This is a genomic window from Stenotrophomonas sp. P5_A9 (genome assembly GCF_056400525.1).
The window spans coordinates 104,538-126,899 of record NZ_JBFULC010000017.1; the positions used below are offsets into that span (position 1 = coordinate 104,538).

The 22,362-nt window shown below is 67.3% G+C and carries 18 protein-coding genes, 1 pseudogene and 1 riboswitch; of the genes and pseudogenes, 7 read left to right on the forward strand and 12 right to left on the reverse strand.

Going from position 1 to position 22,362, the window contains the following annotated elements; translation table 11 throughout:
• From AC1DR7_RS07635 to AC1DR7_RS07650, 4 genes are all read right to left on the reverse strand, one after another.
• Positions 1–960 carry an acyl-CoA desaturase gene (locus AC1DR7_RS07635; RefSeq protein WP_457318248.1) on the reverse strand — a complete coding sequence of 320 codons (960 nt, stop codon included), beginning with the start codon at positions 958–960 and terminating at the stop codon, positions 1–3.
• Positions 961–1,042: 82 nt separating this feature from the next.
• Complete coding sequence (locus AC1DR7_RS07640; protein WP_457318249.1) at positions 1,043–1,828, reverse strand: anti-sigma factor; 786 nt, start codon at positions 1,826–1,828, stop codon at positions 1,043–1,045.
• Entirely contained in the window at positions 1,825–2,394 is a 570-nt protein-coding gene (locus tag AC1DR7_RS07645; RefSeq protein ID WP_256775228.1) for a sigma-70 family RNA polymerase sigma factor, read from the reverse strand. The genes AC1DR7_RS07640 and AC1DR7_RS07645 overlap by 4 nt, the downstream gene beginning before the upstream one ends.
• A 70-nt stretch (positions 2,395–2,464) precedes the next feature.
• Positions 2,465–3,244, reverse strand: coding sequence for a hypothetical protein (locus AC1DR7_RS07650; RefSeq protein ID WP_457318250.1), 780 nt, complete (start codon positions 3,242–3,244; stop codon positions 2,465–2,467).
• Positions 3,245–3,609: 365 nt separating this feature from the next.
• Between AC1DR7_RS07650 and AC1DR7_RS07655 the strand changes: the two genes are divergently transcribed.
• The 5 genes from AC1DR7_RS07655 to pncA all read left to right on the forward strand — a co-directional run bounded on the left by AC1DR7_RS07655 (position 3,610) and on the right by pncA (position 8,479).
• Positions 3,610–3,891 (forward strand): type II toxin-antitoxin system RelE/ParE family toxin, encoded by a 282-nt coding sequence (locus AC1DR7_RS07655; protein ID WP_457318251.1) that lies wholly within the window; start codon positions 3,610–3,612, stop codon positions 3,889–3,891.
• Positions 3,892–3,902: 11 nt separating this feature from the next.
• Positions 3,903–4,199 carry a HigA family addiction module antitoxin gene (locus AC1DR7_RS07660; protein WP_457318252.1) on the forward strand — a complete coding sequence of 99 codons (297 nt, stop codon included), beginning with the start codon at positions 3,903–3,905 and terminating at the stop codon, positions 4,197–4,199.
• A gap of 92 nt (positions 4,200–4,291) precedes the next feature.
• A riboswitch (cobalamin riboswitch) is annotated at positions 4,292–4,526 on the forward strand.
• 214 nt (positions 4,527–4,740) lie between these two features.
• Complete coding sequence (gene metE / locus AC1DR7_RS07665) at positions 4,741–7,035, forward strand: 5-methyltetrahydropteroyltriglutamate--homocysteine S-methyltransferase (protein ID WP_457318253.1); 2,295 nt, start codon at positions 4,741–4,743, stop codon at positions 7,033–7,035.
• 70 nt (positions 7,036–7,105) lie between these two features.
• Positions 7,106–7,792, forward strand: a complete 687-nt coding sequence (locus AC1DR7_RS07670) for an epoxyqueuosine reductase QueH (protein WP_478050950.1) — start codon at positions 7,106–7,108, stop codon at positions 7,790–7,792.
• A 57-nt stretch (positions 7,793–7,849) separates the two neighbouring features.
• On the forward strand, positions 7,850–8,479 hold the full coding sequence (pncA, locus tag AC1DR7_RS07675) for a bifunctional nicotinamidase/pyrazinamidase (RefSeq protein WP_457318279.1): 630 nt from the start codon (positions 7,850–7,852) through the stop codon (positions 8,477–8,479).
• Positions 8,480–8,577: 98 nt separating this feature from the next.
• On the opposite strand, the pseudogene purU reads toward pncA, so the two are convergent.
• The 3 genes and pseudogenes from purU to aceE form a co-directional block, all read right to left on the reverse strand.
• A pseudogene (gene purU / locus AC1DR7_RS07680) lies at positions 8,578–9,414 on the reverse strand (formyltetrahydrofolate deformylase); the annotation flags it as partial.
• A gap of 67 nt (positions 9,415–9,481) precedes the next feature.
• Positions 9,482–10,393, reverse strand: a complete 912-nt coding sequence (locus AC1DR7_RS07685; RefSeq protein ID WP_457318277.1) for a hypothetical protein — start codon at positions 10,391–10,393, stop codon at positions 9,482–9,484.
• Between the two features lie 109 nt (positions 10,394–10,502).
• Positions 10,503–13,175 (reverse strand): pyruvate dehydrogenase (acetyl-transferring), homodimeric type, encoded by a 2,673-nt coding sequence (aceE, locus tag AC1DR7_RS07690; RefSeq protein WP_478051844.1) that lies wholly within the window; start codon positions 13,173–13,175, stop codon positions 10,503–10,505.
• A gap of 180 nt (positions 13,176–13,355) precedes the next feature.
• Here aceE and AC1DR7_RS07695 point away from each other — a divergent pair, with 180 nt between their 5' ends.
• A complete protein-coding gene (locus AC1DR7_RS07695; RefSeq protein WP_457318275.1) occupies positions 13,356–14,288 on the forward strand; it encodes a LysR family transcriptional regulator in 933 nt (310 codons plus the stop codon).
• Positions 14,289–14,336: 48 nt separating this feature from the next.
• Here AC1DR7_RS07695 and AC1DR7_RS07700 read toward each other — a convergent pair whose 3' ends face one another.
• The 5 genes from AC1DR7_RS07700 to AC1DR7_RS07720 form a co-directional block, all read right to left on the reverse strand.
• Positions 14,337–15,446, reverse strand: a complete 1,110-nt coding sequence (locus tag AC1DR7_RS07700; protein ID WP_256775238.1) for an NADH:flavin oxidoreductase/NADH oxidase — start codon at positions 15,444–15,446, stop codon at positions 14,337–14,339.
• A gap of 121 nt (positions 15,447–15,567) precedes the next feature.
• Positions 15,568–16,389: an NAD-dependent protein deacetylase gene (locus tag AC1DR7_RS07705; protein WP_478051846.1), complete on the reverse strand. Its 822-nt coding sequence runs from the start codon at positions 16,387–16,389 to the stop codon at positions 15,568–15,570.
• Positions 16,390–16,429: 40 nt separating this feature from the next.
• The gene (locus AC1DR7_RS07710; protein ID WP_478076438.1) at positions 16,430–16,843 is read right to left on the reverse strand and encodes an acyl-CoA thioesterase; all 414 of its coding nucleotides are present in this window, start codon (positions 16,841–16,843) and stop codon (positions 16,430–16,432) included.
• A 455-nt stretch (positions 16,844–17,298) separates the two neighbouring features.
• On the reverse strand, positions 17,299–18,318 hold the full coding sequence (locus AC1DR7_RS07715) for a ribonucleotide-diphosphate reductase subunit beta (protein WP_256775241.1): 1,020 nt from the start codon (positions 18,316–18,318) through the stop codon (positions 17,299–17,301).
• A gap of 234 nt (positions 18,319–18,552) precedes the next feature.
• Entirely contained in the window at positions 18,553–20,964 is a 2,412-nt protein-coding gene (locus AC1DR7_RS07720) for a ribonucleoside-diphosphate reductase subunit alpha (protein ID WP_256775242.1), read from the reverse strand.
• Positions 20,965–21,537: 573 nt separating this feature from the next.
• On the opposite strand from AC1DR7_RS07720, the gene AC1DR7_RS07725 reads away from it, so the two are divergent.
• On the forward strand, positions 21,538–22,359 hold the full coding sequence (locus AC1DR7_RS07725; RefSeq protein ID WP_457318272.1) for a DUF2884 family protein: 822 nt from the start codon (positions 21,538–21,540) through the stop codon (positions 22,357–22,359).
• The last annotated feature ends 3 nt before the right edge of the window (positions 22,360–22,362 follow it).

Genomic DNA, 22,362 nt, shown 5'->3' on the forward strand with positions numbered 1-22,362 from the left:
TCAGTGCTCCGCCTTGGTCAGCACCCAGGCCGGAACCGGCTTGAGATCGCGCACCAGGCCAAGCGCGGCCATCAGCCGCAGGCCGTACCAGGTGACGTCCACTTCCCACCAGTAGAAACCCTGGCGTGCGGTGCCCGGGAAGAAATGGTGGTTGTTGTGCCAGCCTTCGCCGAAGGTCAGCAGCGCCAGCCACAGGTTGTTGCGGCTGTCGTCGCCGGTGGCAAAGCGCTGCCGGCCGAACCGGTGCGCCAGTGAGTTGATCGTCACCGTGGCGTGGAACAGCACGATGGTGGAAATGAAGAAGCCCCACACCAGCATCTGTCCGCCACTGGTGCCCCACGAGGGCGCGATGTGTTCCAGCAGCGTGCCCAGGCCGAACAACGCGGCCGCCAACGCGACCGGCACCAGGGTGTCGAAGCGGTCCAGCCAGCGCAGTTCGGGATACTTGGCCAGGTCCGGGATGCGGTCCCAGTCGGTGCGGAACCCTTCAGTGGTGAGGAACCAGCCCATGTGGCTCCACCAGAAGCCATGCACCGAGGGCGAATGCGGATCGGCGGCGGTATCGGTGTGGCGATGGTGGTTGCGATGGTGCGCGGCCCACCACAGCGGCCCCCGCTGCACGCTGGCGGCACCGATCAGCGCGAACACGAACTGCACCACGCGCGAGGTGCGGAAGGTGCGGTGCGAGAAGTAGCGATGGTAGAAGGCGGTGATCGCGAACATGCGCACGGCGTACAGCGCCACCGCCACAGCGACCGCTACCCACGACACGCCCACCCAGATGACGGCGAAGCAGGCCAGGTGCATTGCCGCGAACGGGATCGCGCGCAGCCAGTCCACGCGCGTGGCCGCCTCGGCTGCCACCGGCGTGTCGGCACTGGTATCGAACCAGCGCCGCACGGTGGCCCAAGGGCCACGTCGGGGCTTGCGTGCTGCAGCAGTGGCGGGTCCGGCCGACATTTCGCGCATCTCCTGGCGTTCTTGTCAGGAGATACGGGAATCAGGGCCATCCGGATGCACGAATCCGGAAATAAATCGCGTTTTACAGCGTGGCGATGTCGCCTTTGGCAACAATCGGCCCGGTCGGGACACCCTGCGGCGCACCGCCGGCCGGCTCCAACGTGACCGCGAGCACAGATCCGTTCACCAGCGCATCACGCAGTGCATCGGGCACCGTCACGGTGTGGGCGCGGTTGATGGACACCAGGCCCAGCGAGCGTGGCGTGCCGCCGGCGGGAATCAGCCACAGCTCGGGCGCGCGTCCGGCCGCATCGGCGGCCGTCGGCACCGGCACCATCAGCACCTTGCCCTGGGCCTTGTCCACCGACGCGAGCCAGCCGGGGCTGCCATCGTCATGCAGCAACGGGGTGACCGGTCGGGTCGCCTGCTGCGGTTCGGCGGGTGTCGGCGGCGCGGTCGGTGTGACCGCCACCGGCGTGGTCACCGGCGTCACCGGCTCCAGGTCGCGACGGCTGAATACCGCCACCAGCGCCACCACGGCCGCCAACGCGGTCATGCCCTGCCAGAATCCGGTGCGCTGCCACGCACGTGGTGCATTCGTCGATACCGACGACCAGCCCAGCGAGGTGCGGATGCGCGGCCACAGATGCGCCGGGACCACTTCACTGCCCATCGCGTCCAGCATCGGGGCCAGGCGGTGTTCCCACTGCGTCACCAGCCGGGCAAATCCGGGGTCGCTGGCGATGCGACGTTCCACGTCCGCCCGCTGGTCCGCGTCGAGCACGCCGAGCACGTACTCGCCGGCCAGGATGTCGGCACTGGGCGGCTGGCCGTCGTCAGGCAGATCGTGGCCGTCGCGGAGGTTCATTGTTCCAGGCACACCCGCAGTTGGCCCAGGCCGCGGCGGATCCAGCTCTTCACCGAGCCCAGCGGCGAGCCGATCCGGCGCGCCAGTTCCTCATAGCTGGCGCCCTCCAGGAACGCCAACCGGATCAGCGAGCGCCGACGCGGTTCCAGCGTGTCCAGGCAGCCGTCCAAGCGCTGTCGATCGGAGGCCTGTTCGGCCACCTGCGCCGGTTGCGGGGCGAAATCGGGAATTTCATCGGCCACCGACAGATCATCCAGCGGACGTGGGGGCGCCGCGCGCAGGCGGTCGATCGCGCGGTTGCGCGCCATCATCGACAACCAGGTCATGGCCCCCGCCTTGGCACGATCAAACTGCGCAGCCTTGTGCCAGACACGGGTAAATACGTCCTGCAGCACCTCTTCGGCATCGCTGCGGTCGCGCAGCACGTGCAGGCAGATCGCGAACAGGCGCCCCGACGCCAACTGGTAGACCGACTCGAATGCCTGGCGATCGCCAGCGGCGACCCGGCCGAGCAGGTCATCAAGGCGCCGCGCGGCGCCGGATTCGGCAGTGTCCAGCTCAGGCATCGCAGGCTCAATGTCGGCAGGGGGACAGAGTGCATCGTCGTCGCTGCGGACGCGCTCTGCAAGGGGGCGTTCAACCGCTGCATGTGCGCACCAGCGGCTGTTGGCGTGCCGCGCCCAGTTCTGCGGCGGTCGCAGCGACCGGCGCCTCGGGGAACTCCACCCGCACCTGCGGGTAGCGGCCGCGCTCATCACGCACGTTGCCGGTGCCGCTGAACTGCAGCAGGCGCGGACTGTTGCGGGCATACACCAGGTTCACCGCCGGCACCGCAAAGCCGAACCAGGCATCCAGGCGCATCTGCAGCTGTTCGGCCGGTTGACCCTGCCAGCTCACCGCCGCACTGCGCTGCAGCTTCAGCGGGACCAGCCGCTGGCGACTGGGCAGCAGGAACTGGAAGGCCACCGGGCGCCCGGCCTGCAGGGCCTCCCAGTGGCCGAGCACGGCCGCGTCGAAACCGGCATCGACCACCGCATCGGACGGAATCGCGATGGCACGGCTGACCCGCTCGGCGCTTGCACCTTCCCGCACGTACACGGTGCGCCCGGCGGCACTGCCTTGCAGACCCTCCTGGTAGCCGTTGCGGGCATCCTCGAAGGCGAAGTCCGGGGTCTGCGCGTTGCCTTGCGGGGTCATCCACTTGCGCGCGAAGGCGCGCCCGTCGGCGCAGCGGTACAGCACCAGCCGCGCGCGTGCAGACGGCGGCCCCTGCAACCAGTGGGTCTCGCGATACAGCAGGCGGCCATCGGCCGGCGCGTAGGCGCGGCCTTCCTGGCGTTGCACCTGCTGCGCGGCGGCGGGCAGCACCGGGCACAGCAGCAGCAACAGCAACGAGGGCATCGGGGGACGGCGCATGCGTGGCTCCACGTGGGGGTCGTGGGCAGATACGCAGCCAGCGGCGCGGCGGATGCAGTGGGACCTGGCGCGTAAGCAGGTTCCCTGGGTTTGCAAAAACGATGCGGTGGTGACGAAAACAGACGGCTTCAGCAGGGCGGCGCCTGCGCGGAAACCCCGAGCCCGACGAACCCGCAGGATCGATACCTGAAATCGATGACTCGCGCCGCGCTGACGTGACCGCATGCGCATTCGCGTACGCAAATCTCCGAGAGCATCAAGAGCGAGGCCTGTCTGATAAACCGGCGTGCGAAGGAATGGATCCAAATAGTCTCGATTGACGATACTACTGCCGAGCGATATCATGAAAATCACGGAAATTCGTCATGCCCATCGTCTCTTTCCGGTGCATCACTACCAAGAGCGTGTTCATCGGTAGGCGCATCCGGAAATTCCAGGATATCCAACGCGTTGCACTGCGGAAGCTCGCCATGCTGGATGCCGCCGTTCGGCTTGATGACCTGCGCATTCCACCAGCCAATCGACTGGAGCCACTGCGTGCCAATCGTGCGGGTCAGCACGGCATTCGGGTCAACGACCAGTACCGACTGTGCTTCACATGGACCGATGCAGGCCCTGCCGACGTAGAGCTTTGCGACTACCACTGAGGACTGCCTACATGCGTTCGATTCCCTATCCGCACCCGGGTGAAATCCTGCAGGAGGAGTTCCTCACCCCGTTCGGCATGACGGCCTACCGCCTGGCCAAGTCCATCGATGTGAAGCAGACCCGCATCGGCGAGATCATCGCGGGCCGGCGCAGCATCACCGCCGACACGGCATTGCGACTGGCGCGCTTCTTCGGCACCAGCGATGCCTTCTGGCTCAACCTGCAGATGGCCCACGACGCGGCCACGGCCAGGGACGAACTGGCCGACGTCCTGGCGCGCATCGAGCCTTACCACCACGCGGCCTGAGCGGCGCTCGCTGCCGACGACATCGCATCGTCCGTGACGTCCCCCTGCATCACTCCCGTCCTGACGCCCCTTGACCACCGCCCGCCTTCGGCCTACCTTGTGCGGGCCGAAGGTATCCATCGCTTCATGCAGATGAAGGGATGGATTTAAACGGGAATCCGGTGAAGGCGCCTCGCGCGCCCATTCCGGAGCTGCCCCGCAGCGGTGAATGGAAACGAATCCTGCCAACAGCACTGGGCCTGACCGCCTGGGAAGCGGCAGGTAGTAGGTAGGCGCAGCGCGCCTGTGTCCATCAGCCCGAATACCGGCCCCGGCCGGGGGACACGACCGTCCCCTGATTCGACCTGGAACGTCCGCGGGGAGGTTGCCGGGGCCTGCCGCCATGCCGTCCGCGTGGCGCTGCCCCCGTGCGTCCGCTCCACGACATCCGGTTCGCCCGCGGGGGCGAAGGTCGCTGGCGGGGCGGGCACGGCAGCAATGGCGTGGTCGGCGCGCGGTTCCTTCGTTCCTCAATGCCGCTACTGCAATGAGGACACGTTCCATGACCACCGTTACCAACCTGGGGTTTCCCCGCATCGGCGCCAAGCGCGAACTGAAGCGGGCGCTTGAACAGTACTGGGCCGGCGAACGCTCGGCCGATGCACTGCAGGCCACCGCTCGCGAGCTGCGTGCGCGCCACTGGCAACTGCAGCGCGAGGCCGGCGTGGATGTGCCGCCGAGCAACGATTTCAGCTTTTACGACCAGGTGCTGGACACCGCCTTCCTGTTCGACGCGATCCCCGCCCGCTACCGCGCGCTGGCCGACGCCGAGCCGCTGGCCGGGTACTTCGCCCTGGCCCGCGGCGTGCAGCGCGATGGCCATGACCTGCACGCCCTGGAAATGACCAAGTGGTTCGATACCAACTACCACTACCTGGTGCCCGAGCTGCAGGCCGGCCAGGGCTTCGCGCTGCGCAGCGACAAGCCGCTGGCCGAGTATCGCGAGGCCAAGGCGCTGGGCATCGAGACGCGACCGGTGCTGCTGGGACCGGTCAGTTTCCTGCTGCTGTCCAAGACCGTGGACGGCAGCCCGGCGCTGGACCTGCTGGATGCGCTGCTGCCGGTGTATGCCGAGGTGCTGGCCGGGCTGAAAGCGGCGGGCGCGCAGTGGGTGCAGCTGGACGAGCCGGTGTTGGTGCAAGACCTGGACGACAGCGCGCGCGCCGCGTTCGAACACGCGTATGCGGTGCTGTCCGGCGTACCACGCCCGAAGGTACTGCTGGCCACGTACTTCGGCGCGCTCGAGGACAACCTTGGTCTGGCCGCCGCGCTGCCAGTGGACGGCCTGCACGTGGACCTGGTGCGCGCGCCGGAACAACTGGACGCCGTGCTCAAGGTGCTGCCGGCCGAGCGCGTGCTCTCGGCCGGCCTGGTCAACGGCCGCAACATCTGGCGCACCCACCTGGACAACGCGCTGGTACTGGCCCGCTACGCACATGGCCACCTGGGCGACCGGCTGTGGCTGGCACCGTCGTGCTCGCTGTTGCACAGCCCGGTCGACCTCGACCTGGAGACCAAGCTGGATGACGAGCTGCGCGGCTGGCTGGCGTTCTCCAAGCAGAAGCTGCAGGAACTGCGTCTTCTGGCCGATGCGCTGGACGCCAAACCGCACGCCGAGGCCGGGCTGGCCGCGTCGCGCGCACGCATCGAGTCGCGTCGGCAGTCGCCGCGCGTGCACAAGTCAGTCGTCGCTGCACGCCTGGCCGGCCTGACCGCCGCCGATGCGCAGCGCCACAGCGCGTACCCGCAGCGGCACCTTGCGCAGGCCGGCGCACTGAAGCTGCCACGCTTCCCGACCACCACGATCGGCTCGTTCCCGCAAACCCTGGACGTGCGCGAGGCACGTGCCCGCAACAAGTCCGGCAAGCTCTCCGATACCGACTACGATGCGTTCCTGGCCACCCAGACCGAACACTGCGTACGCGTCCAGGAGCAGATCGGGCTGGACGTGCTGGTGCACGGCGAGTTCGAGCGCAACGACATGGTGGAGTACTTCGGCGAGCAGCTCGATGGTTTCGCGTTCACCAAGAACGGCTGGGTGCAGAGCTATGGCTCGCGCTGCGTCAAGCCGCCGGTGATCTTCGGCGACGTCACTCGCCCGCAACCGATGACGGTGCGCTGGTCGCAGTACGCGCAGTCGCTGACCGACCGCCCGATGAAAGGCATGCTGACCGGGCCGGTGACGGTGCTGCAGTGGTCGTTCGTGCGCGATGACCAGTCGCGCGCCGATACCTGCCGGCAGATCGCGCTGGCGCTGCGCGATGAGGTGTTGGACCTGGAAGCGGCTGGGATCGGCGTGATCCAGATTGACGAGCCGGCGATCCGCGAAGGCCTGCCGTTGCGCCGCGCGCAATGGCGCGAGTACCTGGACTGGGCGGTGGAAGCGTTCCGGATCAGTGCCAGCGGGGTGCGCGATGCCACCCAGATCCACACCCACATGTGCTATTCCGAGTTCAACGACATCATCCATTCGGTGGCGGCGATGGATGCCGACGTGATCTCCATCGAGACCTCGCGCTCGCGCATGGAGTTGCTGGATGCGTTCGTGCGCTTCCAGTACCCCAACGAGATCGGGCCGGGCGTGTACGACATCCACTCCCCGCGCGTGCCGGACAAGGAAGAGATGGTAGCGCTGCTGCGCAAGGCGGCCGAAGTGCTGCGGCCCGAGCAGATCTGGGTCAATCCGGACTGCGGGCTGAAGACCCGCGGCTGGAAGGAGACCCGTGCCGCGCTGGAAGCGCTGGTGGCCGCCGCACGCCAACTGCGCGCGGAACACGCCGACGCCAACGCTGCCTGATCCACCGCCTGTAGATGACCCCAAGGGCCGCACCGCCGCCGTTGCCGGCGGTGCGGTCGACGAGAACCGCATGACCATGCCCACCGTTACCCCGCTCGACCGCCCCACCCTGTCCCTGCCCGATGGTCACACCCGGTTGTTGCTGCATTCGTGCTGCGCGCCATGCTCGGGCGAAGTCATGGAGGCCATCACCGCCTCCGGGATCGACTACACGATCTTCTTCTACAACCCCAACATCCATCCGGCGCGCGAATACGAGCTGCGCAAGCAGGAGAACATCCGCTTCGCCGAGAAGCACGGCGTGCCGTTCGTGGACGCCGACTACGACACCGACCACTGGTTCGCGCGCGCCCGCGGCATGGAGAATGCGCCCGAGCGCGGCATCCGCTGCACGATGTGCTTCGACATGCGTTTCGTGCGTACTGCGCTGCATGCGCATGAACATGGCTTTGCGGTGATCAGCAGTTCGCTGGGCATCTCGCGCTGGAAGGACATGAACCAGATCAATGACTGCGGCCATCGCGCCGCCGCGCATTATCCGGGCATCCAGTACTGGGACTACAACTGGCGCAAGGGAGGCGGCGCTGCGCGCATGGTGGAGATCAGCAAGCGCGAACAGTTCTATCAGCAGGAGTACTGCGGCTGCGTGTACTCGCTGCGCGATGCCAACCGCCACCGCCGCGAAAACGGCCGTGAGCGCATCAAAATCGGCCTGCTGTATTACGGGCAGGACAACGACGCGCCCAAGGGCGATTGACGCGCGCGCGCGGGGCCGCCACGCTGGTTGCCCCGCTTTCGTTGTGTTGGATCTGCCATGACCGCCGCCCCTCCCGCCGATGTGGCCCTGCTGGTGATCGACCTGCAGCCAGACTTCATGCCCGGCGGCGCGCTGGCCTGCGAGCAGGGCGACACGCTGGTGGCACCGATTGCCGCCTTGCTGGCCCAGCGCCGCTACCGCACCGTGGTGGCAACCCAGGACTGGCACCCGGCCGACCATGCGTCCTTTGCCAGCCAGCATCCGGGACATCTTCCGTTCGAAGCGATCCTGCTGCATGCGCAGCCGCAGACGCTGTGGCCCGATCACTGCGTGCAGGGCAGCGCCGGCGCGGCGTTGCACGCGGGCGTGGACTGGACCGTGGCCGACCTGATCCTGCGCAAGGGCACGCGCCAGCAGGTGGACTCGTACAGTGCCTTCCGCGAGAACCATGGACCCGACGGCACGCGCCCGGCCACCGGGCTGGCAGGCTGGCTGCATGAGCGCGGTATCCGCGAGGTGCATGTGTGCGGGCTGGCGCGCGATTACTGCGTGCTGTGGAGTGCACAGGACGCAGTGAAATCCGGGTTCCGGGTGAAGTTCCTGTGGGACCTGACCCGGCCGGTGACCGAGGCGAACGACGGCATGGTGCGCGAGGCGTTGGCGAAGGCGAAGATCGCGGTTGTTTGACGGCCGACCTCCGGGCGCCGGCCGCAACGGCGTACCGACCAACGGTCGGTGCCTCCGGTAGTGCCGGCCGCTGGCCGGCTCCCGATACCGTTTGGAGCGTGCGAGTAGTGCCGGCCGCTGGCCGGCTCCCGATACCGTTTGGAGCGTGCGAAGAGCCGGCCAGCGGATTCGGTGTCGCTGCCCAGGCGTACCAGGTCGCGCGGGGTCATGGCGTGGTCCACGCGCGCCACGTCCTGTTCGATGATCGGGCCTTCATCCAGGTCTTCGGTGACGTAATGCGCGGTGGCGCCGATGATCTTGACCCCACGCGCGTGCGCCTGGTGGTACGGCTGGGCGCCCTTGAAGCTGGGCAGGAAGCTGTGGTGGATGTTGATCGCCCGGCCCGCCAGCGCCTGGCACAGGCGCGGCGACAGGATCTGCATGTAGCGCGCCAGCACCACCAGGTCGATCTGCTCGCGCTCAACCAGATCGATGATCTGCTGCTCCTGCACGGCGCGGTTGTCGGCGTTGACGGGCAGGTGGTGGAACGGCACTTCGTACGAGCCGGCCAGCGCGGCGAAGTCGTCATGGTTGGACGCCACCGCAGCGATATCCACCTGCAGCTGGCGGCTGTGTGCGCGGAACAGCAGGTCGTTCAGGCAATGCCCCTGCTTGCTCACCAGCACCAGCAGCCGCGCACGGCGGCGCGCATCGTGCAGTTGCCAGTCCATCTGGAACTCCGCCGCCAGCGTCCCCATCCGTGCTTCCACATCGGCCAGTGACTGCGTGGCGGCACGATCGAAGTGCACACGCAGGAAGAAGCGGCCGCTTTCCTCATCGCCAAACTGCTGGGCATCGAGAATGTTGCAGCCCAGGTCGAACAGCAGACCGGACACACGGTAGACGATCCCGGTACGGTCCGGGCATGACAGGGTGAGGATGGAATCAGGGCGCATCGTGTGAGTGTAAGCGAGCACCATCACGACGCGAACGATGCTCTCAAATGCAACCAAGCGCGTGGACTCAATGCGACTCGGCGTCCAGTGCCGCGCGGATGCGGCGCAGATCGGCACCTTCCGTTGGCCAGCCGGCCACGGTGTGGATGACCTCGCCATCGCGGAGCAGATGGAAGACAGGTGTCTGGTCGGTGTCCAGCCCTTCCCATGAGGCATCGCGCACCATCGGCTGCATGGGCAGGTCCGGATGGGTGCTGTTCCAGTCGAGCATCTCCTGGCCGGGCCATGCCTGCCCGATCGGCACCACAAGTTGCAGGTGACCGCGCAGCCACGCGTATTCGGGCTGGGTGATGATGGCCTGCAGCGCGCGGCGGGAGAAACCACAGTGTGGGTGCACCACCGCGACCACGCGCAGACCGTCTTCGGCCAGTGCTGCGCGCTGCACGTGGGCGATGCCCTCCAGCTGCAGCAGTGGCCTGCCGGCCGGCGCAGGACCACGGATCACCGGCAACGCAGTGGGTGCCGTCCGCAGGCGGGCGTTGAGTGCATTGGCCTGGTCGAAGCGCTGCAACGCGATAAGGGAGCCGCGCATGCTGCGGTGGTGGTCATCCACGGCGAGATCACGCGCGACCAGCGCCTCATACAGGCACTGCAGGCGCAGTAACGTGGCTGGTTCACGTGCGTAGAAGGCGATCAGCGCGGTGGACTGGAAAAGATCCTGCAACCGGTCATCCGGCAACGCCGCGCAGTCGCCGGGCTGCATCACCTCCGGTGCGATGTGCGCATACACGGCGCGCATGGCCGCCACCCGCTCCGCCACAGGCTGTGCCGGATCGGCATCCAGCGCAACCAACCGGCCATGCAGGCTACCGGGACCGGCTTCGGTGCGGGCGATGGCGCACGACGGCAGCAGCCCGCAGCACAGCACTAGCGCGAGGAACAAGACGAAGCCGGGGCCCGGCTGTCGATCGCGCTTCATCACTGCCTCCGTGCTGTCAGCTGGATACCAGGCATCCAGCATGCCAGTGTCCCTGTCGTGCCGAAGAGACTTGGGTCGCGCTATCGATGGCGTGAATGCATTGGTCTGCCTACACCGCCGCCGGGTCCACCTTCTCCACATCGATCCCGTATTTCTCGATCGCCACCTGCAGCTGCCCGCGCGCGATCCGCCCGTCATCGGCCAGCGCCTTCAGCGCGGCCAGCACGATGAAGTGCCGGTCCACCTCGAAGAACGTACGCAGTGCCTCGCGCGTGTCCGAGCGGCCGAAGCCGTCGGTGCCCAGCGCGGTGAAGCGGCGGCCTTCGACGAACGGGCGGATCTGGTCGGCGACGATCTTCATGTAGTCGGTGGCCACCACCAGCGGACCGGCGTGCGCGGCCAGGCACTGCTGCACGTACGGTACGCGCGGTTCCTGCAGCGGGTGCAGCAGGTTCCAGCGCTCGATGGCCAGGCCGTCGCGGCGCAGTTCGGTCAGGCTGGTGGCGCTCCAGACGTCGCTGGCAATGCCGAAATCCTGCTGCAGCAGCGCAGCGGCCGCTTCCACCTCGCGCAGGATCGCGCCGCTGCCCATCAGCTGCACGCGCAGCGCCGGATCGCTGTCGGCGGTGGCCGGATGCAGCAGGTACATGCCCTTGAGGATGCCTTCCTCGGCACCGTCGGGCATGGCCGGGTGCGGGTAGTTCTCGTTGAGCACGGTGATGTAGTAGTAGATGTCTTCCTGGTCCACGTACATGCGGCGCAGACCGTCCTGGATGATCACCGCCAGCTCGAAGTTGTAGGTGGGATCAAACGACACGCAGCTGGGAATCACCGAGGACAGCACGTGGCTGTGCCCGTCGTCGTGCTGCAGGCCCTCGCCCATCAGCGTGGTGCGCCCGGAGGTGGCACCCAGCAGGAACCCGCGGGTGCGTGCGTCGGCGGCAGCCCAGGCCAGGTCACCCACGCGTTGCAGGCCGAACATCGAGTAGAAGATGTAGAACGGAATCGTCGCCAGGCCATGGTTGCTGTAGGCGGTGCCGGCGGCGATCCAGGAGCAGATCGCGCCGGACTCGTTGATGCCTTCCTGCAGGATCTGCCCGTCCTTTGCTTCCTTGTAATAGCTGAGCTGGCCGGCGTCCTGCGGCGTGTAGAGCTGGCCCAGGTAGGAGTGGATGCCGATCTGGCGGAACAGGCCTTCCATGCCGAAGGTGCGCGATTCATCGGGCACGATCGGGATGATCAGCTTGCCCAGTGCCGGGTCCTTGAGCAGGGTGCCCAGGATGCGCACGAAGCCCATGGTGGTGGACTGGCCGCGCTCACCGCTGCCCTGCAGCTGGGCGGCAAAGGCCGACAGCGCCGGCACCGGCAGCGGATCGACGTGGGTCAGGCGCGCGGGCAACTGGCCGCCCTGGGCCTGGCGGCGCTGGGCGAAGTAGCGTTCCTCCACGCTGCCCGGTACCGGGCGCAGGTACGGCATGTCTTCGAGCTGGTCGTCGCTGACCGGCAGGTCGAAGCGGTCGCGGAAGGCGCGCACTGCGTCCAGGCTCATCTTCTTGAGCTGGTGGTTGATGTTCTGCCCTTCGCCGGCCTCGCCCATGCCGAAGCCCTTGACCGTCTTGGCCAGGATCACGCTCGGGCGGCCGTTGCCGGCCACGGCCTGGGCGTAGGCGGCATACACCTTCTGCGGATCGTGACCGCCACGGGCAAGCGCCCAGATGTCGTCATCGCTCATGTCCGCGACCAGGTCGAGCAACGCCGGATACTTGCCGAAGAAATGCTCGCGCACGTAGGCGCCGCTCTGCGACTTGAAGGTCTGGTAGTCGCCGTCCACGCATTCCATCATGCGCTGGCGCAGCAGGCCGGTGCTGTCCCTGGCCAGCAGCGCGTCCCAGCCGCCGCCCCAGATCACCTTGATGACGTTCCAGCCGGCGGCGCGGAAGGTGCCTTCCAGTTCCTGGATGACCTTGGCGTTGCCGCGCACCGGGCCGTCCAGGCGCTGCAGGTTGCAGTTGACCACGAACACCAGGTTGTCCAGGCGCTCGCGCCCGGCCACCGAGATGGCGGCCAGCGATTCGGGCTGGTCCATTTCGCCATCGCCGAGGAACGCCCAGACCTTGCGGCCCTGGTGCTCCTTCAGACCGCGATATTCCAGGTAGCGCATGTAGCGTGCCTGGTAGGCCGCGGTGAGCGGGCCCAGGCCCATCGACACGGTGGGGAACTGCCAGAACTCGGGCATCAGCCGCGGGTGCGGATAGGAGGACAGGCCGTCGCGATCGGACTCGCGGCGGAAGTTGTCCATGCGCGCCGGATCGATGCGGCCCTCGACGAAGGCGCGGCCGTAGATGCCCGGGGCGGAGTGGCCCTGGATGTAGATCATGTCGCCGTCGAAGGTATCGGTGCGGCCGCGGAAGAAATGATCGAAGCCGACGTCGTACAACACCGCGGCCGACTGGTAGGTGGCGATATGCCCGCCGACGTTGGAGTGCTTGCCGGCGCGCAGCACCATCACCATCGCGTTCCAGCGGATCATCGCGTTGAGCCGACGCTCGATCGCTAGGTCGCCCGGATAGGCCGGCTGGCGCTCGACCGGGATGCTGTTGACGTAGGCCGTCCAGGCCCGGGCATGCAGGTCGCCATGGCGGGCCACGTCCAGGTCGCTGAGCTGGTCGATCAGGTAGTGCGCGCGCGGGCGCCCGGCCACGTCGGTGACCGCCTGCAGCGCTTCACGCCATTCCTGGGTTTCCTGGGGGTCGCTATCGAGGGGGGCGAGCGCTGGGTCCATGGTCCATCTCCGGCAAAGGCAGCCACTCCTGGCCGGCGTGCACTCACCGGGGAGGGAGGCCGCCGCGCGGAGTGGCAGGGAGCACCACCATAGGAGCCGGTCCGGGCGGCCGGTAGATGCGGCGCTCTTGGCTCTTTATAAAGACAAACTTTGCAATCACAGGCGAGAATGGCGGTCAGCATGAATATTCTCCAGTCAATCCGCAGCTTCATCCGTACCGCCGATGCCGGCAGCCTGGCCGCGGCCGCCCGCACCCTGGGCATCAGCGCCGCGGCGGTCGGGCAGAACATCGCGCGGCTCGAGGCGCATCTGGGCGTGCGCCTGTTCAACCGCACCACCCGCCAGCTGGCGCTGACCGAGCGCGGCGCGCTGTACCTGGCGCAGGTGCGCTACATCGAGCGCGACCTGCAACGCGCACAGGCAGCGGTGACCGACCTGGACGCCACCCCCGAAGGCCGCCTGCGCATCGCCTGCAGCACCTCCTTCGGACGCCACAAGCTGGCCCCGCTGCTGCCGTCGCTGAAGGCGCGCTACCCGCGGCTGGCGATCGAGCTGCTGCTGGCCGACCGGGCGGTGGACCACGCGCGCGAAGACGTGGATGTGAGCATCCGCATCGAGCCGCAGCTGGAGGAAGGCCTGGTGGCGCGCCCGATCGCGCAGGTGCCGTTCGTGTTCTGTGCGGCGCCTTCCTACCTGGCGCGCACCGGCGTACCGCGCACGCCCGAAGCCCTGCGCGAGCACCGCTGCCTGTTGTTCCGGCATCCCAAGGATGGCCGCCACCTGCGCTGGGGCTTCGTGCGCGATGGCCTGCGTTTCGATGCGGAGGTGAGCCCGGCCCTGGTCAGCGACGATATCGATGCGTTGGCCGCGATGGCGCTGGCCGGCGGCGGCATCACCCGGCTGGCGGCATTTGTCGCCGCGCCGTATCTGGCGCGGGGTGAATTGCAGGCGTTGTTCGAAGGCAACGAGGCCGGCGATGCGCAGGCGCTGCCCGAGCCGATGCGGCTGTTCCTGTGCGTCAGCGATCGGCGCGATCTCACCCCGAAGGTGCGTGCGTTGATGCAGCACATCGTGGACGGGCTGCCGGCCGAATGGCGGGTCGACGGCGGCTGACGCCGGCGTGTGCAGGCGATGGCACTTGGCCACCGCCTGCCGGGTGCATCAGCGCGGCGGTGCGATGAACACGCCGCGTGCTTCACGCGGCTCACAGCGCAGGTACTGCGGCGCCGGTTCCAGCGAATCGCCGAGTGCGGCGGCGGCATGCCAGGGCCAGCGCGGGTCGTAGAGGATGCCGCGGGCCAGCGCGATGGCGTCGGCGTGGCTGTGGCGCAGAATCGACTCGGCCTGGGCCGGATCGGTGATCAGGCCGACGGCGATCACCGGCATGCGCAGCTTCTGCGCCTTGATCGCTTCAGCGAACGGCACCTGGTAGCCCGGCGACAACGGAATCTGCTGGCGCGGATCATTGCCGCCGCTGGAGACATGCAGGAACTGGCAACCGCGCCCGTCCAGCACATGCGCCAGCGTGGTGGTCTGCTCGATATCCCAGCCGCCGGCGACCCAATCGCTGGCCGAGATGCGCACGCCCACCGCGATGCGATCGGACACCGCCTCTCGCACGGCATCGAACACGCGCACCAGCAGGCGCATGCGGTTCTGCAGCGAGCCGCCGTATTCGTCCTCGCGCTTGTTGCTCAGCGGCGACAGGAACTGGTGCAGCAGGTACCCGTGCGCGGCATGCAGTTCGATCAGGTCCAAGCCGATGCGTTCGGCGCGCTGTGCGGCGACCACGAACGCCTCCACCACCGCATCGATGCCGGCACTGTCCAGCGCCTGCGGGGCCGGATCGGTGGGGCTGAAGGGAATGGCCGAGGGCGCGTAGGTGGTCCAGGCGCGCGGGTCGGAGGCCGGCAGCGCGCCGCCGCCTTCCCACGGTCGCGCCGAGGACGCCTTGCGACCGGCATGGGCCAGCTGCACGCCGATGGGCATCGGCGACCAGCGCTTCACCGCGTCGATCACGTGCTTGAGCGCGGCTTCGGTTGCATCGTTCCACAGGCCCAGGTCGGCCCAGCTGATGCGGCCTTCGGGCAGCACGGCGGTAGCCTCCAGGATCAGCAGGCCGGCGCCGGACTGGGACAGCTGGCCCAGGTGGATCTGGTGCCAGTCGTTGGCCAGACCATCGGTGGAGGAGTACTGGCACATCGGCGCGATGACGATGCGGTTGGCCAGCGACAGCGGGCCAAAGGACACGGGGGAGAAAAGCTGGCTCAAGTGGGGGACTCTGGCGAATGCGGAAAACCGGACGCTATTGCACTCCTGCTGGGCCTGCGAGGCAACCGTGTCGATGGATCACAGTTTCGCGGTGGCACACGTGGGGCGGCACCGTCGGCCCTCAGGCGTTGGCCGCCGACGGCAGCAGGAAGGCCAGGGCCGGGGCACAGGGCTGCTCGATCTTGAGGCTGAGCAGCGCATCGGCGCGGGTGCGGCCCAGGTTGAGCGCGGCCACCGGCAGGCCGGCCGTGGCGGCCGCCTGGACGAAACGGAAGCCGGAATAGACCATCAGCGAGGAGCCAACCACCAGCACGGCATCGGCCTGGGCCAGGTGGGCGTGGACGGCGGCGACGCGCTCGCGGGGCACGCTTTCGCCGAAAAAGACCACATCCGGCTTGAGGAGACCGCCGCATTGCGGGCAGGCCGGGACCTGGAAAGCGCTGAAATCCACGCCCTCCAGATCGGCATCGCCGTCGGGGGCCTGGGCGGCGTCGAGCCGGTCCCAGCCAGGGTTGTGGTCGAGCAGGCGTTGCTGGAACGCATCGCGCGGGGTGCGCGCCTCGCAGCCCATACAGCGCACCTGGTCCAGCCTGCCGTGCAGGTCGATGACCGCCTGGCTGCCGGCGCGCTGGTGCAGGCGGTCGACGTTCTGGGTGAGCAGCACCTCGAGCTGGCCGCGCGCTTCGAGTGCGGCCAGGGCGGCATGGGTGCCGTTGGGGTGTGCCTGGCCGAAGCGCGGCCAGCCCAGCAGGCTGCGCGCCCAGTAGCGCTGGCGGGTGGCCAGCTCGCCCATGAAGGCCTGGTAGGTCACCGGCGGGGTGCGCTTCCACTGGCCATCGGCATCGCGGTAATCGGGGATGCCCGAATCGGTGCTGCAGCCGGCGCCGGTGAGGACGAACAGGCGTTGGGCACGGTCGATGAAGTCGGCGAGCGGGCTGGACATGCTGATCAGGTGGGGGCGCGCGGCGGCGAACCCAATCCGCTTACGGGCCGGGGATGGCGTCGGGCAGCGGCGGCACGGCGGTGGGATGGCCGTCGGCATCCAGGGCGATCATGACGAAATGACCGCGGGTGCAGAGCTTGCGCTCGCCGGTGTGGAGGTCTTCGGCGATCAGCTCCACTTCCACCTTCATCGAGCTGCGGCCGACCTCGACGATGCGGCCGATGGTCTCGACCATCTGGYCGATGCGGATGGGCAGTTTGAAGTCGACCTGGTCCGACCGCGCGGTGACCACGGTGCGGCGCGAATAGCGGGCGGCGGCGAGGAAGGCGGCCTTGTCCATCCAGGCCAGCGCCTGGCCACCGAACAGGGTGCCGAGGTGGTTGGTGTGATTGGGGAAGACGATCTCGGCCATGCTGATTTCAGTGGGCGGGATGGGGTCGGGGGTGGAGGACATGGGGATGGCCGGTGTGAGGGGGAGTCGGCGCGGATGATACGGCAGGGGGTGGGGTGGGTGTGTCGCGTTGTTGGCGTTTTGTCTGCTATCGCGTGGAGAAGGYTGGGCCCCCRTTGCAGGACACGCCGCAAGTACGTCCTGTAGGCTCGCATGCGCCATCCATGGCGCATGACGGTCCTGCAACGGGGGCCCAACCTTCTCTGGACGGTTTGCCTGCGCGCGGATGCGAGAGCGGGTTGGCTGGGTGGGCACGGATCTGGGGGACGGGGAGAAGAGCAGCCGAGCGTGGCTCGGCTCTACCGGGGGCTGCGTCCGGGTAGAGCCACCCCATGGGTGGCTGCGCGCGGTGCTGGATTACGAGGCCGCCACCCATGGGGTGGCTCTACCGTCGCCGCTCGGAAACGAAAAACCCCGGCGCGTGGCCGGGGTTTTCGTGGATGCGTGTGGCGCTGGAATCAGAACGACATGTCGAACGAGACTTCGCCCTTCACGCCCACCTGGTAGGCCGAGGAGCGGCGTTCGAAGAAGTTGGTCAGCTCCTGCACGTCCTGCAGCTCCATGAAGCTCAGCGGGTTGCGCACGTTGTACTTGCGCTCCATGCCCAGGCGGTGGAAATGGTTGTCGGCGCAATGCTGCAGGTACTGGCGCATGTCGCGGGTGGAAATGCCGGCCACGCCGCCGGACAGCACGTCCTCGGCGAACTGCACTTCGCATTCGATCGCCTCGGCCAGCATGTCATACACCTGCTGCTTCATCGCATCGTCGAACAGATCCGGCTCTTCCTCGCGGATCACGTCGACGCACTCGAAGGCGAACTCCATGTGCGCGCTCTCGTCGCGGAACACCCAGTTGGTGCCCGAGGCCAGGCCGTTGAGCAGGCCGCGCGAACGGAAGTAGTACACGTAAGCGAAGGCGGCAAAGAAGAACAGGCCTTCGATGCAGGCGGCAAAGCAGATCTGGTTGAGCAGGAACTGGCGGCGCTCGTCGCGGGTTTCGATGCGCTTGAGGTCCTGGATCGAGTCGATCCACTTGAAGCAGAAGTCGGCCTTCTTCTTGATCGAGTCGATGTTCTCCACCGCCGCGAACGCCTTGACGCGCTCGTCCGGGTCCGGCAGGTAGTTGTCGAGCAGGGTCAGGTAGAACTGCACGTGCAGCGCTTCTTCGTACAGCTGGCGCGACAGGTACATGCGCGCTTCGGGCGCATTCAAGTGCTGGTACAGGTTCAGCACCAGGTTGTTGGACACGATCGAATCGCCGGTGGCGAAGAACGCGACCAGGCGGTGGATCAGGTGGCGCTCGCCCGGCGACATCTTGCTGTGCAGGTCGCTGATGTCGATCTGGAAATTGATTTCCTCGACCGTCCAGGTGTTCTTGATCGCATTGCGATACATGTCATAGAACTGTGGGTAGCGCATCGGGCGCAGGGTCAGTTCAAAACCTGGATCGAGCAACATCTGGTTTGGCTTGTCTGCCATGGGGATTTCCTTGGTTCAGTGGCGGCGTCCCGATCGGGGAAGCGTCGAAAGACCCGCGCGTGTGCGCGACGGGCTTCCGGCACCGCGGGCAGAGGCAACGCCCGGCGGTGTCAGCGTGTTTGGGGTGGAGCGGTGAAGCAGCCGGGCTGGGCCCGGCGGTGTCGATCGTTTTTTCGTACCCACCAACGGTGGGTACCTACCCAAGGTTGCCGGCCCAGTGGGCCGGCACGCCTTTTATTGGCACGCCTCGCAGCTTTCCGGGTTTTCCAGCGAGCAGGCTACGGCTTCGTCCGGGGTGAACACCTTCTCCGGTGCGGCATGCGAGCCCTGGCTGATCGTGGTCTTGGCGATCTTGGTGGCCGGGCGCGAGCGCAGGTAGTAGGTGGTCTTGATGCCCTGCTTCCAGGCGTACATGTACATGGAAGACATCGCGCCGATGTTCGGGCTTTCCATGAACAGGTTGAGCGAGGCGGACTGGTCGATGAACGCGCCGCGGTCGGCGGCCATGTCGATCAGCGACCGCATCGGCAGTTCCCAGGCGGTGCGGTAGATGTGGCGCAGGGTTTCCGGGATCTGGGCGATGCCCTGGATGGAACCTTCGGCCATCTTGATCGCATCGCGCATTTCCGGTGTCCAGTGGCCCAGCTTCTTCAGCTCGGTCACCAGGTAGCGGTTGACCTGCAGGAAGTCGCCGGACAGGGTTTCGCGCTTGAACAGGTTGGACACCTGCGGCTCGACGCACTCATAGCAACCGGCGATCGAGGCGATGGTCGCGGTCGGGGCGATGGCGATCAGCAGCGAGTTGCGCAGGCCATGTTCCTTGATGCGCTCACGCAGGGCATCCCAGCGCGCGGTGTCTTCGGGCACCACGTTCCAGGCGTCGAACTGCAGCTCGCCGCTGGCCGCACGGGTGTCGGCGAAGGACGGGTGCTTGCCGCGTTCCTGGGCCAGTTCGCACGAGGTTTCCAGGGCGTGGAAGTAGATCGCTTCGGCGATCTTCTTCGACAGCGCGCGGGCTTCGGCACTGTCGAAGGCCAGGCGCTTGCGGAAGAACACGTCCTGCAGGCCCATGCAGCCCAGGCCGACCGGACGCCAGCGCAGGTTGCCGCGGCGGGCGGTTTCGATCGGGTAGAAGTTCAGGTCGATGACGCGGTCGAGCTGGCGCACGGCCAGGCGCACGGTGTCGGCCAGCTTGTCGAAATCGAACTCGCCGTGGGCATCGAAATGGTTGCCCAGGTTGATCGAGCCCAGGTTGCACACCGCGGTCTCTTCGGCCGAGGTGATCTCCAGGATTTCGGTGCACAGGTTGGACAGGTGGATGACGTTGCCCGGACGCAGGGTCTGGTTGCTGGCGCGGTTGCACTTGTCCTTGAAGGTCATCCAGCCGTTGCCGGTCTCGGCCAGGGTACGCATCATCCGCGAGTACAGCTTGCGCGCGGAGATGGTGCGCTGGGCCTTGCCCTGGGCTTCGGCCTGCAGGTAGGCCTGCTCGAAGGCTTCGCCGAACAGGTCGGTGAACTCGGGCACCACGCTGGGATCGAACAGCGACCATTCCTGGTCGCTCTCCACCCGCTGCATGAACAGGTCGGGGATCCAGTTGGCCAGGTTCAGGTTGTGCGCACGGCGCGATTCGTCGCCGGTGTTGTCACGCAGTTCGAGGAAGTCCTCGATGTCGGCATGCCAGGTTTCCAGGTACACACAGGCCGCGCCCTTGCGCTTGCCGCCCTGGTTCACCGCGGCCACGGACGAGTCCATGGTCTTCAGCCACGGCACGATGCCGTTGGAATGGCCGTTGGTCGACTTGATCAGCGAGCCACGCGAACGCACGCGGCTGTAGCTGACGCCGATGCCGCCGCTGAACTTGGACAGCTGGGCGATGTCGCCGTACTTGGCGTAGATCGACTCCAGCGAATCCTGCGGCGAGTCCAGCAGGAAGCACGAGGACAGCTGCTCATGCGTGGTGCCGGAGTTGAACAGGGTCGGGCTGGACGGCAGGTAGTCCAGGTTGCCCATGCGCTTGTACAGCGCCAGGGTTTCCGGCACGTCTTCACTCAGCGCGCTGGCGATGCGCAGGAAGAACTGCTGCGGGGTCTCGATCACCTTGCGGGTATGCGGATGGCGCAGCAGGTAGCGGTCGTACAGGGTACGCAGGCCGAAGTAATCGAAATGCAGGTCCAGCGACGGATCGATGGCGTCGTTGAGCTTGCGGGCGTTGATCTGCACGAAGTCCAGCAGGCGCGCGTTGATCAGGCCCACTTCGTGGCCACGACCGACCGACTGCGAGAACGCGTGGATTTCCTGGCCGGACACTTCCTTGGCGATGAAGTTGGCCAGCAGGCGCGCAGCCAGGCGGCCGTACTCGGGCTCTTCACCGATCAGCAGGGCGGCAGTGCGGATGGACAGCTCGTCCAGCTCCTGGGTGGTGGCGCCGTTGTACAGGCCGGAGATGGTGCGGGTGGCCACGCGCATCGGGTCCACGGCATGCAGGCCCTCGCAGCAGCGCTGCACCGCACGCACGATCTTGTTCAGGTCCACCAGTTCGGTAGTGCCGTTGCGCTTGGTGACGCTCATGGCGTTGGCCGTGGGCGGCGAGGTCAGAAGGAACTCGCTTTCCTGCTCGGTGGCTGCGCTGGTTTCGGTGCTCACGGCGTTTTCCTCTTGGCGTGATTTGGGGTCGTACAGCGTCACCTGCGTGGCAGGCGCCGGACCGGTGCACGGACTCCCAGAGTGGACCTGTGGCGTCGCAAGGGCCGCGACTGCGCAGGCGGGCCTGCGTGGCGGTTTCCTTGCGTTACAGGTCCCCTCCCCCGGGAGTGGTGCGACCGGCACCGCACGCTGTACTTACGTGCGGTTGTCAGTAGGTCTTCAGGCCATCGGCGTGAAGGCGAACTACCCGTCGACTTGTGGTCGCCGGTACCGACGGCCACAAGATAGTGGGGGTACCAGGTGTCGTCAACGCCAAATGTAGTGAAATTGGCCAATCCCTTGGGGCGCAAGGATTCGCATTTGGGACGCGCCGACGAATGGTCTTGACCTGTCGAAACCGAGTGCGCAGTCAAGGCCGGAACAGCCACGTCCGGTGAGAAACAGGCAGGCCGAAAACAGAACGACGGCATCACGCGGCGCTAACGAACAGACGGCGGTCAGGGTGACTTCCGACCCGCGCAGGCGGTCCAGCCCGGTGCCACGCTCGCCCTGCCCCTTTCCTGCCCGATGCCCATGCGCCTGCCCGTGACCGGATGTCTGTTGTTGAGCCTGGCCGTGGCCGCCACCGCGATGGCCGGAGAGAACACGCCGCCGGCGCTGTCCTCGCGCCAGTGCGGGGTCGGCACGCCCTACAACGTGCTGGTGGACAGTGGCGGGATCTGGCTGCGCAACCGCGACCGGGTCCCGGCGGAGATCTTCTTCCACGACGGCGAGCTCAATATCGACCGCCAGCCGATCCCGGTCAGTGCCGCCGATGCCCAGCGCCTGCGCCAGCTCGAGTGGGGCACCCGGCAGCTGGTCCCGGCCGTGGCCGGGGTGGCCGGCGAGTCGGTGGACATCGCCTTTGATGCATTGGGGGCCACGGTGGAGATCATGACCGGCAGCCGCGGCAAGGCGCGCCAGGTGGAAACCTTGCGCAAGGATGCCCACGACTACGTGGGCCGTACGCTGGGCCGTGGCATCTGGGAGCAGGACCTGTTCGGCGAACAGTTCGAGGCCCGCATCGAACAGGCCGCCGAATCGATGTCCGGCGCGCTGGCCCGCGGGGTGATGTGGTCGACGCTGACCGGCGGCGCGGACCGCATCGAAGCCCGCGCCGAGAAGATGGAGGCCGACCTGGACCGCCGGATGGAGGCCCGCGGCCAGGCGCTGGAGGCGCAGGCCCAGTCGCTGTGCAGCCAGGTGCTGGCGCTGGATGCGCTGCAGCAGTCGCTGGAAGTGCGCTACCAGGGCAAGGCCCTGGCGATGATGGTGATGGACCGCGACGAGGACGCCGCCCCGGTCATCGCCCATGAGCAGCCGCGCGGCGATGCCCTGGCGCTGCCGAAACCGTAAACC